Here is a 14,073-nt window from a genome sequence, read left to right on the forward strand (position 1 = left end):
GAACCGACAGTCAGTCATCGCCATTGGTCAGATCTCGATGCCGCGTGGGATCGATCATGAACCCGAACAGACCGGGTTCATACTCGGACGACGGGACGAGGAAGCGGCGGCGCTCGACGCCCGGGCCACGCTGCCCGCCCGGCGTAGCCATGGTTTCCACGAAGCCGGGAAGGCGATTGGAACTGACCGCCGAGATCACGATCCAGTGGGCGGCGTGCTGGTGCTCGAAGATCTGGCGATCCCGCGCTCGGGATTCGCCCGGCTGAAGGGAGCGGCCATGTATGGCCTCCCAGGCGTCGGGCCAGTGATTGCGCAGCGTCTCATCGGCCAGACGGCGTTCATAGCCAGTGAAGAGACCCGGCAGGGCCTGCGCAACCGCTGCCCATTCGGCGTCCTCCTCGTAGAAGCCGGAGGAGGATCGCAGCAGCAGATGCACGCGGTCGTTCTGCTCTGGTGCAAGCTCGAACCCCCCATGCCCGGCCGTGGTGTGGCAGAGCACACCTTCACCATAGATCGTCGCGCCCTGCGACGCGCCCCATGGTGTATGGACCCGCGAGCCAACCTCACGTCGCCCGAGTGCAGCACGCTCACGCTGGTGTTCTGCGTTCTCCGCAACTAGCGCCCGGAAAGCGGCCTCGTCAGCCACATCACCGGAATGACCATAGAAGTCATCGCGCCGCCAAGTGTCGAGCGGGCGAGAAAGCCGCCAGCCCGTCGCCAGGAAATGCCGTCCCGCCCAGGTCGGCACCATCGCAAAGGCGGTGTCGCCAACGCGCGCGACCAGCAGGTCATCAGCGCTGCGACCAAACTCGACGACGGGCAGAAACCGGGAGGGAGAGGCGGGTATGATCGGAACCGTGGTGTTCATCCTGCGACCGTCTCCACGGCGTCGATGTCCTCGCCATTCAGAGCGGCGGTCAGCCATTCATGCGTACTGATCCAGCCGAGGCTCTTGCGGGCCCCGAGATCGATGACATGCGCCCCGCCACCGAAAGCCTCGACCCTGGGGCGAGAGCAGGTGTGAGCGAAGTCGAAGCCCCAGAGGCCGGAAAGGTTCAGCTCTTCGGCTAGGCGCAGCACGAAGTTGATGATGCCCTCGACATCGCCCTGATCATCATCATGGATCCAAAGCTGCGAGCCGCCCGGTCCGTCCTGCTGGATGAGATCAAAGCCGTTGAATGCAGGCTCAGCGGCATCCGCCTCTTCAGCGCACAGGCGGTGGAACAGCGCAAGCGCCTTGGCGGCATTCTCGGGCGATCCCGCATCAAGCAGGCAGGAAAAGTGGGTGAAGTAGTCGGCCATGACAGGCTCCTTGTCAAAAATGGAAAGCCCGGCGCGAGGCCGGGTCTGGTCGGAATTGGGCTGAAGGAAAGGGTCAGCTGCCCGGGGATGTGGGAGAACCTTGCGGCACTGCAGCGGCATGGGCGGCCAGCATCTGGCGATAGAACCGCCGCCGGGCGAGCCTGAGACCGGGATCCTTGCGGATGGTGGGATGGAAGGCGCGGGCAGCGGCACGCAGGACTGTGAACCCTGCGGCATCAGTTGTCAGGTTGAGAAGGGGATAGAATGGATCGGGAGGCGCCGTCGGGTCTGCAGGCAACGGCTCAACCTCGGCCTCGACCTTCGGCGTGCGCCCCATCCACGGCTCTGGACGGATCGCTCGCGCCCAGTCTGCGAAGCTCGGGATATGGCCGAGATCCTCGCGGACATGTTGCTCGCCCACCCAACGGGTCGGGATCACCCGGCCGGAGGAGAGGGTCAGCGTCTTGCCGAACACGGTTTCCATGAGGAAGATGCCCTCGGCATGGTGGCGCAAAGCGCGATGCCGGAAGTCCGCAAGGATAAGTTTCGAGGCATCGAACCAGGAATGCAGGTCGATGTAGTCGTCCACTGTGCCGCCCCATTTCTTCACCGAGGACAGGGCATGATGATAGGGATGTGCCATGTTCCCCGCCCTCAGAAGCTGTGGCTGAATTGCTCGGACGAGGTGAACCGCTCGTTGTAGTCGAGCAGGATCGTCTCGGCCTCGGCGTCGAAATGGAACGCGCCGAACGCGCCGTCGCAGTTCTCCCAGCCACCATGGCTGTCCGAGAGGAGGTCATAGGCCAGGGTCTCGACGGCCTCCGAGAGCGACATGCTGCTGGTCGAAATCTCGCTGATGCCCCAGCTGACCTGCGCTAGCGTGATTGCCGTGTCTGGCATCGGCACCACAGCATCACCATGGCGGGCGTCGATGTTTTCGACCTGCCCGCTGTCGCCAGCGCCGTCGAAGGTGACGATGATCTCGGTGATCCCGGCTGCGCGCATGGCCGCGAACAGGGTCTCCTTGTTCTGCGCCATTGCGGTCATGCTGAGCGTCTGATGCGCCAGGCGCGAGGCATCAAACTGCGCCATGGCGGCCGCCAGGCTGACTTCCGGGGTGGCTGCGATATCGTGGGTCATGGGATGTCTCCTGAGAGCAAAGGACAGGCGAAGCCGACCAGCGCTCTCTCTGGGACCGGAAGGCTCACCCTTCCTGGATCCCTCCTCGGCCTCTCCCGCGCCGGGGTTCATCCCGGCTCCGCCGCGCGGCGCGCGCCACAAGGCGGGTGATCGCGCGACCCCGGTGGACGGTGCGGCCCTCCGCGCAGGCCGCCCGAAGGGGTGAGGCGCTTGCGCGCCTCACTGCCAGGGGTCGATCTCGAGGGCGATGAGCGTCTCATCGCCATCATATTCATCGGCGGGCATGGCGGCATGGCTGCCATCGCCGGCCTGAAACACGACGATCGAGACCATCAGCGTAGCGGCGAGGCTGGCAGCGTATGCGGTGGCATCTTTCCTGGACATGGGACTGGCTCCTGTCTTTGGAGACGAGGGACCATCCCCCGCTCGACAGGCGCCCGAAGTGTCTGACCGGATCTGCAATCACCCTCGGGCGTTCGGGCCTTTTGCCCGAATCCCCGAGGGCGGCACGCAAAGCGTAAAGCCGACCCTTTACGGGTTGATTTCAAAGAGACGGATCGGACCAAGGTTTGCGAATGGAAGCGGGGATGGGGCATTGGCTCTGACAGGGGCCTGATCCCATGACGGGATGCCTCCGCTGCCGCAGGCCCTCGCGCTTCGCTGATCAAGGGTGTCGACGTTTTTCAGGCCAGATCACAGATTTGCGCCGCGCCGACGATGAATAGGGTGGCTTCCAACGGATGCCTGATAGCCCCCTGGCACTGGGCGCAAGTGCCGAGCCCGGCCCCTTTGCACCTAGCCGAGCACACCCGCTCGCCACCCCCGTCCGCAACCGCGACAATCTCAGTCTGAACAAGATTCAGGGCGCGTTACGTCGCACACTTGATTGGAAGAAAAACATAGCCTAATTTCTGACATATGAAGACTGTATCTGCCTCTGTTCCCGATAGGATCATGAAGCATGTCCGCGCAAGTGGACGCGGCAGCGTCTTTACGCCCAGCGACTTTCTGGACGTGGCGGCCCGTGGCGCGGTGGACCAGGCGCTGTCTCGGCTGACCAGGGCCGGAGACCTCCGGCGTCTCGCCCGCGGCCTTTATGACTTCCCCAAAACCCATCCAAAGTTCGGTGCCCTTAGTCCTTCCCCCGACGATGTGGCCAAAGCCCTTGCTCGCGAAACAGGATCAAACCTGCAGATTGACGGCCCACAGGCTGCCAATGCGCTCGGACTCTCGACGCAGGTCGCGGCGCAGAGCCGTTGGCTGACGGATGGGCCTTCGCGCCGTGTTGTTCTGGGGAAGCGGGTGATCGATCTTCGCCATACCTCGCCCAAGCATCTGATTGCCCCCGGCAGCCCGGCCGGAACGGTCGTTCAGGCCCTGCGCCATGTAGGTGCTGCACGGGCCTCTGACGTGATGCACGCGGCCAGCCGTCACCTCTCGGTCAGTGACAAAAAGGTTCTCGCCAGGAGCGCAACGCAGGCGCCCGCGTGGATGCGGGCAACCCTGCTCTCGATTGCCGACCCAAAACCTTCAGGGTCCGGCGCGGGAGCCGCGCTTGGATAAGGTTGCCCGCCTGTCGGCCGCGGACCATGCCGCGCCCCTTCCACTTGCCTGCGATGCAGCCTGATTCATGATATTTAGTCCAGAATTCTGAACATATTGATTCCTTTCGTCCATTTTTATGGCCTTCGGTTGACAGCGCGCGCGCGCCCATACATCATGCACATAATTATGGACGCGAGCTGATCCTGCGTTCAACATAATGAGCACGGCATAGGTCATGAAGCGCGAACGAAGCTATTCCCGTGTAACCCGCGAAGCGCTCGTCCTGCTGGGCAGGATGATCCGCATCGGCCGGCTCGAGCGTGGCCTGACCGCACAGGACCTGGCCGACCGCGCAGGCATCAGCCGCACCACCCTGTCCAATATCGAGAAGGGCGCGGCCGGGCCTGAGGTTGGCATCGTGTTCGAGGTCGCCGCTCTCGCCGGGGTGCCACTTTTTGGGCAGGACGCGGGCAGCTTGCAGATGCACAACGCGCATCTCGCAGAAAAACTCGCCTTGCTGCCCAAAAGCGTAAGGCACAAAGCCCGCGAGGTTGATGATGACTTCTGACACCACGCCCAAAGGCGCGTTTGTCTGGGTCTGGTTGCCAGGCGCAACAGAGCCTGTCGTGGCGGGGCGGCTTGACCAGGACGGCACCCGGCTGACCTATACCTATGGTGCCAGCTATCGGCGCAATATCCGCGCGGTTCCGCTTTACGAACCCGAGCTACCCCTGCGCGAGGGAACAATCGAACCCGCACCCGGCTTGGGCATGGCCAGCTGCATCCGGGACGGATCGCCGGACGCCTGGGGACGCCGCGTTATCATCAATCGGCTGACCGGCAAGAAACCCGATGCGCCCGATGTCCCGGACCTGAGCGAGCTCACCTTTCTGCTGCAATCGGGATCCGACCGTATTGGCGCGCTCGATTTCCAGGCCTCGGCCACAGAATATGTCCCGCGCCTGGCGACAGAGGCCTCGCTGGCCGAATTGCAGGAAGCAGCAAACCTGATCGAGAAGGGTGTGCCGCTGCCGCCTGCGCTGGATCAGGCCCTCAACCACGGCACATCCATTGGCGGCGCGCGCCCCAAGGCCATGATCAATGACGGCGGCCGCAAATTCATTGCCAAGTTTTCCGCCGGCAACGACACCTATAGCGTGGTCAAGGCCGAGTTCATCGCCATGCGGCTGGCCCGCGCCGCCGGACTGAACGTCGCGACGGTCGAGATGACCCGGGCCGCGCACAAGGACGTGCTGCTGGTCGAACGCTTTGACCGCACACATACGGACACTGGCTGGACCCGGCATGCGATGGTCTCGGCCCTGACCATGCTGGGGCTTGACGAAATGATGGCCCGCTACGCCTCTTATGAGGATCTGGCGGAATTGATCCGCCATCGTTTCTCGGAACCCAGGGCAACACTGCACGAGCTTTACGGGCGGATCGCGTTCAACATCCTTTGCGGCAATACCGACGATCACGCCCGCAACCATGCGGCCTTCTGGGATGGCCGACAGCTGACACTGACCCCGGCCTATGACATCTGCCCACAGGGGCGCACGGGCAGCGAAGCCTCGCAAGCGATGTTGGTCAAGGGTGAGGCGCGTGCCAGCACGCTTGCCACCTGTCTTGCCGCGGCCCCGGACTTCCACCTGAAGGAAAGCGACGCCGTGGCCCTAATCGAGCGCAAGATCGAAGCCATTGCAGCGGGCTGGCAAGCGGCCTGCGATGAGGCTGCGCTTACCCCGGTGGACCGCAGGCTGTTCGCCGGGCGCCAGTTTCTCAACAGCTTCGCACTTGAGGGGTTGCAGGGGCAGCCAGCGCTGGTGGATGCATATGAGGCCGCGCGAAGCGCTCTGATCGCAGACGCGGCAGTCTGAGAGGATGCATGAAGGCCCCGGCCTTTCGACCGGGGCCCTGGGCGGGGGAATTATTCCCCCCGGCGGCTGTTGGGGCGCGACCAGATCAGGCTCGAGCCCTCGCCGTCTTCGTCGTCGAAGAGGTTGGCGTAGATCGGGTGCGCAAAGCTCGGATCGTCCAGCTTCAGGCCCAGATAGTCCCGCCCCTCGTTCGAGCGCTTCGACCAGGCGGCGCCGATTTCCGCACGGCCCACCAGGATCCGGTGCGAGGGTGCGTTCTCGCCCGTGGCCCGCAGGTCGGGGACGATGCGCACGCCCTTGGCCTGCACGCTCAGGGTGACGATTTCGCCGGTGTATTCGTTGCCGGTCTTCTTGAAGGTGCCGATGGTCGCCATTGTCTGTCTCCATTCTCTCGTGTTCGGGCCCGCTCCATTGCGGCCTCGATGGCGATCTAGAGGCCGGGGACGACGGCCGGCGCAGTCCCGTCCGGGACCCTGACAGCACAGGCAGGGCTTTCTTGTCTTCCGCGAGGAATGACGGCACCGCCGGCAGGGGAAGAAAGTTCAACGACGCTGTTGCGCCGAGACGTCGAAGCGCGGCTTCCGCGCTGATCTTCGGCCAGATCAGCCCATCACAGAGGACGCATGCGAGCGGTCCCGTCACCTCCAGAGAGACAGGAGACAGCGGCGATCCTGAAGGAACCGGCAGGAAGACCCGACAGGCAACCACCGGCGATGATCACCCAGGCCACGAACATGTCAGTGCGCGCCCTTCCCCCTGACCTGCAGCCACGGGCACCGCACCGCATCAGACCGGATACTGGGCGGGCCACCTGATCGGCACCTGCCGCCCAAGTGCTCGACAGGGAAGAGGGACAGGGCAGAAAGCGCGATCAGAGCGGGCCACTGATCCGCAGAACCCACGGTCGAAGAGGCCGGAAAGAGGGAAAGACTGATCCCTGTGCGCTCATGACGACCCTGGGGAAAATGCCAACCAAAACGGCCCGGTCAAACGGCCGGGGTGACCGTTTCAAGCCACCTCATCCCACAGCCCCTCGGCGATTTCGCACGCAAGCATCGTTCGGGCTTGCAACAGCAGGTCCGCGCCACAAGTGTCTATGTGACCATAAAATCGGGCACGAAAACCGTCAGCCAGCCAGTCTGCATAGTGGCAGTACTCCCGCTGATCGAGCCGGAATACCCGCAAATCGTCCGCCCAGTGAGGCTTCGGTTCCACTACGACAGCAAGGCCATCGCGGGTCTCCTCCCAGGGCAAGCACCGCTCGGTAGGAGGGTTACTGCGATCTTCGGCGAAGATGGTGTCGATATTGATCGAACGCGACATGGGGACGTGCTCCAAAAGAAAAGCCCGGTCACGAGGACCGGGCAGGCTGGATTGAGAAGTGCAGAGCGACCGGAGCCGCCCTGCGTGCAGATCATTCGGCAGCGATGCTTTGCGTCGGCGCGTGCTCCTCGTCATCGGTGGGCTCATCGTCCTCGCCGTCGCCCGTGAGGAAGTCAGGCAAGGTTTCCGCTTCTGCGCTGCCCGCATCGGCCGCATCTGCGATGGCATCCTGATCGTCCATCCGCAGAGGCTCCGGCAGCCAGCCACTGCCTGCCAGCAGCCGTTCGGCTTCGGTCGCCATCTCGCCCTTCTTCAGATGGACGATCAGTTCCACCGCCTGCTCGCCAACACCTTCCCGCACGGCATCCAGGATACGCGCCTTGGTCACGCGGCCGAAGTAATTGGCGACCGTCGGCTTCCAGCCCGTCTCGACCAGGTCGAGACCCGTCATGCGCGCGAGACGATCTGCCTCCTGCATGCGGCGATCCAGGCCATGCTGGCTGATGCCATTGCCGCTGTAGGGGTTCGGACGCTCATAGAGCGCGTTGACCCCGAAGCTCAGGCAATGTGCCAGCAGAGCCTGTCGGCTGGCCTCGTCGAGAGCGTGCAGCCAGTCCCAGAGCCGGTCATCGCCGTCATCGAGCGGGATATCCGCTCGCCATGCCGCATGCCGCTCGTCGATGGCCTGCGCCGGGATCGAGTCGCCAAGATCCGGAGCCTGCACCGACAGATGCACTTCGTTGATACGGGCCTGCAGCGCATTGCCCGCACTGCGGATGCCAAAGCAGTCGAGCACCAAGCGGTGCAGCAGCGCCGTCATCGCGATGCGCGGGTTGTTGGCGACAGCATCGCGCAGCGCGAGGGTCCGGTGCGCGGTCAGTTCGATCACCAGGCGTTCCGGCAGCGGCTTGATCGCCTCTCCTTCGTCTTCCTCCTCTTCGGGCGAAGTCGCCGGCTCGCCCCCAAGCGTGATCACAGCACGCTGATGGCTGGTTTCTTGCTCGGCGCGCTGCAGAACCTCGCCGGTCTCGGGATCGACGATCTCGGGCTCAGGTTCCAGCGGTGCTTCATCCTCGGCCCGGACATAACCACGCTCGATCAGCAGCGTGCCGTCGACATCGAGGCTGACAAAGACCCCTGCCCGCGCCATCTGCGCAGGTTCGTAGATCATCGACCGCATCTCGAAGGCGCCGAGGGTCTTCTCGATCTCGCCCAGCCGGGCATCGACCTCATCGGGGTATTCTTCCGCTTGCGCATACTCGGCCTCAAGCCGGTCGTATTCGTCTCGCAGCGCCTCGCGGGTGGCGCGCTCATCCTCGGTCAGATCGACCGTGGTGCCGATCAACTGCCGCATGCCATAGACGTGGCTGTAGGGGAAGCTGACCGCGACCTCGATCCATTTCCAGCCCTCGGCGGCGATGATCTCGGCCTCGGCCTTCAGCTTCTCGTTCACCAGCCGGTCGAGCAGCACCGGATCCTGCAGCCAGCCGCCATCGTCCTGCTGGAAGAGGTCGCGCAGCACATAGCCGCCCGCCGCCTCATAGGCCTCGATGCCGACAAAGGTGACGCGCTTGTCGGAGGCCCGCACCGTGGTCTCGGTCAGCAGGCGGCGGATGTTGTAGGGTTCCTTCGACCAGCTGTCCTTCACCGCCTCCCAGACCTGAACCTGGCGCTCATGGTCCGAAGAGATGGTGAAGGCCATCAGCTGCTCCAGCGTCATTCCGTCCTCGGCATAGATCTCGAGCAGCGCGGGCGCGACCGAGACCAGCCGCAAGCGCTGTTTCACCACCTTGGCATCAACGAAGAAGGCGGCCGCAATGGCCTCCTCGGTCATGCCCTTCTCGCGCATGGCCTGGAAGGCGCGGAACTGGTCGACCGGATGCAGCGGTGCGCGCTCGATATTCTCGGCCAGCGACACCTCGTCGATCAGCACGTCGTCGGTTGCGTCGGACACGATACAGGGGACCGGGGCGGTTTTGGCGAGGCGCTTCTGCTTCACCAGCACCTCCAGCGCCCGGAAGCGGCGACCGCCGGCGGGCACCTCGAACATGCCGGTCTCGGTACCATCCTCGCCCAGAACCGGGCGGACATGCAGCGACTGGATCAGCCCGCGGCGCGCGATGGACTCGGCCAGTTCATCGACCGAAACGCCGGCCTTGACGCGCCGGACGTTGGACTGGCTCAGCACCAGCTTGTTGAAGGGGATGTCGCGCGAGGACGACAGGGTGATCTTCTGAACGGCAGTGGCCATGTCAGATACTCCGAGGACGGGCGCCGGGGAGACCCTCTCTCCGGCTACCAACCCGTCATGGAAAACCCCTCCCCCCTCTCCCTCTCCTGACCGGCGGCAAGGAAACGGTCGAACGGCCAAAGGCCCAGGCCATCTCGGGCATTGATCTGGAACGGATTTCCTTGGCCAGGGGGCAAGCCTGTGCAACAATAACACGATCCCGCCATGCGCCAGATCTTCCCTGCCAGCCAAAAAGGAATGATCATGTATCATCACATCCTGATTTCCACCGATGGATCGGAAACCGCCACCAAGGGCCTCGACCACGGCTTGACGCTGGCCAAGACCCTCGGCGCGAAGGTGACCATCGTCACCGTGACGGAAGCCTTCCCGATCTATGCGGCCGCCGCGGGCGGGGCATGGGTTGCACCCATCGAGGTCAGCGGCGGGTTCGAGGAAAGCCAGAAGGAACTGGCCGATGGCATCCTGAGAACTGCGAAGGAAGCTGCGGACAAGATCGGTGTAGTCGCCGAGGTTCTGCATATCCCCAATGCACAACCTGCCGAGGCGATTGTCGAGACGGCGAAAGCGCGGGATTGTAGCCTGATCTGCATGTCCTCGCACGGCCGGCGTGGCCTTGGTCGTCTGTTGCTCGGCAGCCAGACCGCCGAAGTGCTGGCCCACAGCCCGGTGCCGGTGCTGGTCGTCCGCTGAGGGCGAGTTGATATGCCTGCGCTGCGAGATGACCTGATGCCCGACACGCCACCATCCCCGGAGCCGTGCGTTGTCGGACGATGAACTGCCATCTTCATGGCTCGATCTTCTGCGCGACGCTGAGGGTCTGCCAGAAAATATCCTGTCCCTGATCGGTTCTGACGCGGATCCGGAGACAGAGCAGATCGCCGAGCGCCTGACGGATCGCGGGCTCTTCAGGGTCATAAGCGCAAAGCGTTACCAACTGACCGATGCGGGGCGCGAAGTTCTTGCCAGGTCGCCCCGGTCGAAGCTGCGCAATGCCAACGGCAAAAGCAGCTGGCTCGGCAGGCTGCTGTCACGGCGTTAATGCCGTACGTGCAGGCAAGACGACATACCCCTGGGCGGCATCCCGCCCAAGGCCCACCGCAAATCCTTGCGAGCAGAAGACGCGCTCCCTACTTCCTGGTCGGGCGAAGATGCCAGCGACAACAAGAACATATGGGCATGCTGACAATGCGCTATCTGCTTGCATATTATTCCGGCACCACCAGCCAATGGCGGTGCCTCGACACCAATCTGCTGCCGCAGCAGATCGACAGAGCCGAAGATCTGGCGGCGGCGCTGGAAAACGCACCGATGATCGCGCTGTCCTGGATGTTGGAGCGCCGCCCATTCGGCAGCTATCAGGCGACCGTAGACGGTAAGAGCGATGAATGCGTGATGGTCTATGAACTGGAGCCAACGGCGGCTTCACCGCTCGGCAATGGCACGGACTATGTCGGCCCCTGGTTGGAAATGTTCATGCAGACGAACGAGCCGATCGGAACAATCGCCCTCGGGGCAGGAAAGCCGATATCGAAGGAGGCGGCTATCGGCGCACTCCGGCAACTGGCGAGCACCCCGCTGCAAGCCTCAGATGAGGCATGCCAGCAGACCATAGGCTGCATGCGTGAATACGCACCGTCTGCGGCAGTGCACGCCGAAGCCCCGCCAGCAGTAAAGAAGCAGGAAACGGCTTGAACGGCCGCGCGACCAAAAATTGACGATTCCGGTCGCGCACCAAAGCTGACATGGTCATCGGGATCTAACAGGAGCGACCCCTATGACCACGATCAACGATATCGCCGCCAAAGTCGCGGAAGAGAATGGCCTGACCAAGGCTCAGGCCAAATCCGCTGTCGAGGCGGTCTTCAAAGCCGTGACCGACGCCGCCATTGCCGGTGAAGAAACCTCTATCCCGGGCTTCGGCAAGTTCAAGGTCAAGGAAACCGCCGAACGCGAAGGCCGCAACCCGGCCACCGGCGCAACCGTGACCATTGCTGCCTCAAAGAAGCTGGCCTTTACGCCTGCCAAGGCCGTGAAAGACGCGCTGAAGGCGTGAGGCCACAGGCAGACCAGGCGCCTCTGCTGCATGGACAGGTTTCCCCTTGCAGCAGAGAGCTATATCGCTCTCAGCCCTTCTCCTTGAGCCACTTCCGAATCCGGACTCGCGCATTGGCGTAGGGAGAAGACGTATTGAACTGGATCATCCGGCCCTTCGTCCATTTCCCATACCAGGGCCCGCCGTAGAGTTCGGCGTCGGACCGTGCGGAAATCGTGTTTACCAGCCGGGTCTTGGCCTCGGTCAGGCGTGCCAACAGACTGACCCAATCCAAAGCCTCATGATCCCGGTAGAACTTCTGGGCCAGCAGACCGAGTTCATTCCATTTGAACCCGGCCTCGGGAAAATCGACCGGCTCGCCCCGGTCGTCACGATCCAGCCACTTGAGCACCAAATCGTTCCACCCGATCAGATAAGCTACCAAATCGGCTGGGCTCATCATTGTCCCCGCCGCGTGCCCCGCGAGTGATGCCTCCCTTGCACGGTCAGTTGAACCCCTCGCGAGATCGATGGTGAGGCGATCAAATGTCGTCGCAATCGCCTCCAGTAGCTCGGCTTTTGTACTTGGAACCACCATCCGGCTCTTCTCCGTCATTCAGCTACAATTCTTAACGGTGTATCTGACTGGCGTTTCAAGTGAAGGATGGCAAGCCAGACCCGTGTCCGATGAGTATTTGGCGACCTGTCGCTCAGAGATCACCGCGAGCACGCAGACTGATCTCACGCCCTGCCCCGACGATGATGTGGTCATGCAGGGTAAGACCCAGCGTTTTGCAGCCCTTCTGGATCTCCTTCGTCATCTTCAGGTCGGCATCAGACGGTTCGGGATCACCACTGGGGTGATTGTGGACCAGGATCAGCGCCGATGCGTTCATCAGAAGCGCACATTTCAGAACCTCGCGCGGATAGACCGGCACATGATCGACGGTGCCGACCGAGACCCGAACATCGGAAATCAGCCGGTTCTTTCGGTCAAGGTAGAGAACATGAAAGCACTCGACCTCACCCCGTACCGCGATGGCACAATAGTCCAGCACAGCCTGCCAGGAGGTCAGCAGCGGGTTTTGGTTGAAATAGCGCGCAAGAATCTCACGCGCCTCAAGGATGACGGTTTGCTCCTGCTCAGTCATCGGCCCGCCCTCCGGCCCCGCCGGCAAGCGTTGCGCCCCCGTTGTCGTCATCATCTGACACGACGAATTGGAATTCTTGGGTGATGAAGTCGTTGAGCCGGATCGCCAGCTCCATATTCGTGGCAACCGGAAGGCCGAGCGCCATGAAGGCGGCATAGTTAGCGGTATCCACTTTTTCGTCAAAGGTTTGCATCAGGGGTCTCCCGGAATGGGTAGCCCACTGCCCGCATCTATGACGCCGCGAGCGCTTGGGCCGGGAATGGGAAGGGACGCGGCAACCGAGGACCAGCAGCCGGGCTGCCGCGTGATGATGGGACGAATGGGTGCGCGACTGGTGTCAGCCCGCGCGCTCCAGCAGCTTCTTGGCCTTGCCCTCCAGCTCAAGCCGGGTGTCCTGTTGGGTCTTGTCCCGCGCGAGACGCGTGATCCCCTGAACAAAGTCGAAGATGCTCTCGGCCGGGTGCCCCTCCTCGACCAGGACCTTGTCGATGATCTTGCCCGCCTCGAGCTTCGAGAAGCCGCGCTTGCGCAGGAAGGTTTCCCGGTCCTCGTCGGTCCGGGCCACAATCTGCTGACGGGCCGCCTTGATCCCGTTGATGAACCCCGAGGGCGAGGAATTGGCAAAGCGGGTCAGCGCCGGTGCAGCCTCATGCGCGAAGCGGGAGGCGGCGTATTTCGAGTGGCGGATGGTGATCTCCTGGAATTCTTCCTGACCCCAAATGTTCCGGTTCTGGCACACAGCACGCAGGTAGAAGCTGGCAATCCCAAGGGTCTTGGCCCCGACCTCCGAGTTCCAACAGTAGAAGCCGCGGAAGTAGAGATCCGGCGATCCATCGGGCAGCTTGCCCGCCTCGATCGGGTTGTGATCGTCCACAAGGAAGATGAACACATCGCGATCCGAGGCATAGAGCGTGGTCGTGTCGCGGGTGATGTCCACGTCCGGGTTATAGACCCCGGTCGACCAGTCCAGAGTACCCGGCACCTTCCAGCGGGTATCCCCAGTGCCATTGCCCGCGATGCGTTGCACAGCCTCGACCAGCTCATGGTCATAGATCCGGCCATAATCCGGGCCGGTCACCGCGCGCAGCTCGGTCCTGCCGTCTTCGGTCTCGAAGGTCTTGATCTGCTCGGCGCGGTGACCCGAGAGGCCATACTGCAGATTGATCCCGGCCAGAGGTGCCGGCAGTTGGCGCAGATACGACGCCGGCGCTCCAACCAGGCTGGCGAGTTGACCAAAGGCCCAATGGGTCGGTGCCAGCGGTGCATCCGCCTTCGGCAGGATCAGCTGCAGCCGTTCGGAATTGTCGCGACTGGCCTCAACATGGATCTTTGCCGTCTCGACGATCCGTGACGTGCTGCGCTCCGAGCGCGCCTTGACCGAGGCCCAGAGGTCATCGAGCGAGAGATAGCGCTCATCATCAGGCCGATTGAACCATTCGGACGACA

At 63.1% G+C, this 14,073-nt stretch carries 18 protein-coding genes and 1 pseudogene; 7 read left to right on the plus strand and 12 right to left on the minus strand.

What is annotated here, in order from left to right; translation table 11 throughout:
- Positions 1–10: 10 nt before the first annotated feature.
- From H0485_RS16860 to H0485_RS16880, 5 genes and pseudogenes are all read right to left on the minus strand, one after another.
- A complete protein-coding gene (locus H0485_RS16860) occupies positions 11–868 on the minus strand; it encodes a DUF7007 domain-containing protein (RefSeq protein ID WP_226937114.1) in 858 nt (285 codons plus the stop codon).
- Positions 865–1,302: a hypothetical protein gene (locus H0485_RS16865; RefSeq protein WP_226937115.1), complete on the minus strand. Its 438-nt coding sequence runs from the start codon at positions 1,300–1,302 to the stop codon at positions 865–867. The genes H0485_RS16860 and H0485_RS16865 overlap by 4 nt, the downstream gene beginning before the upstream one ends.
- A 283-nt stretch (positions 1,303–1,585) precedes the next feature.
- Positions 1,586–1,945 (minus strand): annotated as a pseudogene (locus tag H0485_RS16870) (DUF6915 family protein); the annotation flags it as partial.
- 11 nt (positions 1,946–1,956) lie between these two features.
- On the minus strand, positions 1,957–2,442 hold the full coding sequence (locus H0485_RS16875; protein ID WP_226937116.1) for a DUF6878 family protein: 486 nt from the start codon (positions 2,440–2,442) through the stop codon (positions 1,957–1,959).
- 219 nt (positions 2,443–2,661) lie between these two features.
- Complete coding sequence (locus tag H0485_RS16880; RefSeq protein ID WP_226937117.1) at positions 2,662–2,826, minus strand: hypothetical protein; 165 nt, start codon at positions 2,824–2,826, stop codon at positions 2,662–2,664.
- A 570-nt stretch (positions 2,827–3,396) separates the two neighbouring features.
- Here H0485_RS16880 and H0485_RS16885 point away from each other — a divergent pair.
- The 3 genes from H0485_RS16885 (at position 3,397) to H0485_RS16895 (ending at position 5,867) form a co-directional block, all read left to right on the plus strand.
- Positions 3,397–4,005 carry a DUF6088 family protein gene (locus H0485_RS16885; RefSeq protein ID WP_226937118.1) on the plus strand — a complete coding sequence of 203 codons (609 nt, stop codon included), beginning with the start codon at positions 3,397–3,399 and terminating at the stop codon, positions 4,003–4,005.
- Positions 4,006–4,222: 217 nt separating this feature from the next.
- Complete coding sequence (locus tag H0485_RS16890) at positions 4,223–4,555, plus strand: helix-turn-helix transcriptional regulator (protein WP_226937119.1); 333 nt, start codon at positions 4,223–4,225, stop codon at positions 4,553–4,555.
- On the plus strand, positions 4,542–5,867 hold the full coding sequence (locus tag H0485_RS16895; RefSeq protein ID WP_226937120.1) for a type II toxin-antitoxin system HipA family toxin: 1,326 nt from the start codon (positions 4,542–4,544) through the stop codon (positions 5,865–5,867). The genes H0485_RS16890 and H0485_RS16895 overlap by 14 nt, the downstream gene beginning before the upstream one ends.
- A gap of 50 nt (positions 5,868–5,917) precedes the next feature.
- Here the strand turns inward: H0485_RS16895 and H0485_RS16900 are convergent, their stop codons facing one another.
- The 3 genes from H0485_RS16900 to H0485_RS16910 all read right to left on the minus strand — a co-directional run bounded on the left by H0485_RS16900 (position 5,918) and on the right by H0485_RS16910 (position 9,441).
- Positions 5,918–6,241: a DUF736 domain-containing protein gene (locus H0485_RS16900; protein WP_124088753.1), complete on the minus strand. Its 324-nt coding sequence runs from the start codon at positions 6,239–6,241 to the stop codon at positions 5,918–5,920.
- Positions 6,242–6,875: 634 nt separating this feature from the next.
- A complete protein-coding gene (locus H0485_RS16905; RefSeq protein WP_226937121.1) occupies positions 6,876–7,190 on the minus strand; it encodes a hypothetical protein in 315 nt (104 codons plus the stop codon).
- 91 nt (positions 7,191–7,281) lie between these two features.
- Entirely contained in the window at positions 7,282–9,441 is a 2,160-nt protein-coding gene (locus tag H0485_RS16910; protein WP_226937122.1) for a ParB/RepB/Spo0J family partition protein, read from the minus strand.
- Positions 9,442–9,684: 243 nt separating this feature from the next.
- Here H0485_RS16910 and H0485_RS16915 point away from each other — a divergent pair, with 243 nt between their 5' ends.
- The 4 genes from H0485_RS16915 (at position 9,685) to H0485_RS16930 (ending at position 11,497) form a co-directional block, all read left to right on the plus strand.
- Positions 9,685–10,134 carry a universal stress protein gene (locus H0485_RS16915; protein WP_155046323.1) on the plus strand — a complete coding sequence of 150 codons (450 nt, stop codon included), beginning with the start codon at positions 9,685–9,687 and terminating at the stop codon, positions 10,132–10,134.
- Positions 10,135–10,204: 70 nt separating this feature from the next.
- The gene (locus H0485_RS16920) at positions 10,205–10,483 is read left to right on the plus strand and encodes a hypothetical protein (protein WP_020952655.1); all 279 of its coding nucleotides are present in this window, start codon (positions 10,205–10,207) and stop codon (positions 10,481–10,483) included.
- Between the two features lie 131 nt (positions 10,484–10,614).
- Positions 10,615–11,136, plus strand: coding sequence for a hypothetical protein (locus H0485_RS16925; protein WP_226937123.1), 522 nt, complete (start codon positions 10,615–10,617; stop codon positions 11,134–11,136).
- Between the two features lie 82 nt (positions 11,137–11,218).
- A complete protein-coding gene (locus H0485_RS16930) occupies positions 11,219–11,497 on the plus strand; it encodes an HU family DNA-binding protein (protein WP_020952657.1) in 279 nt (92 codons plus the stop codon).
- Between the two features lie 70 nt (positions 11,498–11,567).
- On the opposite strand, the gene H0485_RS16935 is transcribed toward H0485_RS16930, so the two are convergent.
- The 4 genes from H0485_RS16935 to H0485_RS16950 all read right to left on the minus strand — a co-directional run.
- Positions 11,568–12,092, minus strand: a complete 525-nt coding sequence (locus tag H0485_RS16935) for a ClbS/DfsB family four-helix bundle protein (protein ID WP_279639320.1) — start codon at positions 12,090–12,092, stop codon at positions 11,568–11,570.
- A 94-nt stretch (positions 12,093–12,186) separates the two neighbouring features.
- A complete protein-coding gene (locus H0485_RS16940) occupies positions 12,187–12,627 on the minus strand; it encodes a JAB domain-containing protein (RefSeq protein ID WP_041528428.1) in 441 nt (146 codons plus the stop codon).
- Positions 12,620–12,820: a hypothetical protein gene (locus tag H0485_RS16945; protein WP_226937124.1), complete on the minus strand. Its 201-nt coding sequence runs from the start codon at positions 12,818–12,820 to the stop codon at positions 12,620–12,622. Before H0485_RS16945 ends, H0485_RS16940 begins: the two co-directional genes overlap by 8 nt.
- Before the next feature lie 144 nt (positions 12,821–12,964).
- The coding region (locus H0485_RS16950; protein WP_226937125.1) for a DUF932 domain-containing protein at positions 12,965–14,073 on the minus strand (1,109 nt) is incomplete at its 5' end.

This window comes from Pseudogemmobacter faecipullorum (assembly GCF_020539525.1).
GTDB lineage: Bacteria > Pseudomonadota > Alphaproteobacteria > Rhodobacterales > Rhodobacteraceae > Pseudogemmobacter > Pseudogemmobacter faecipullorum.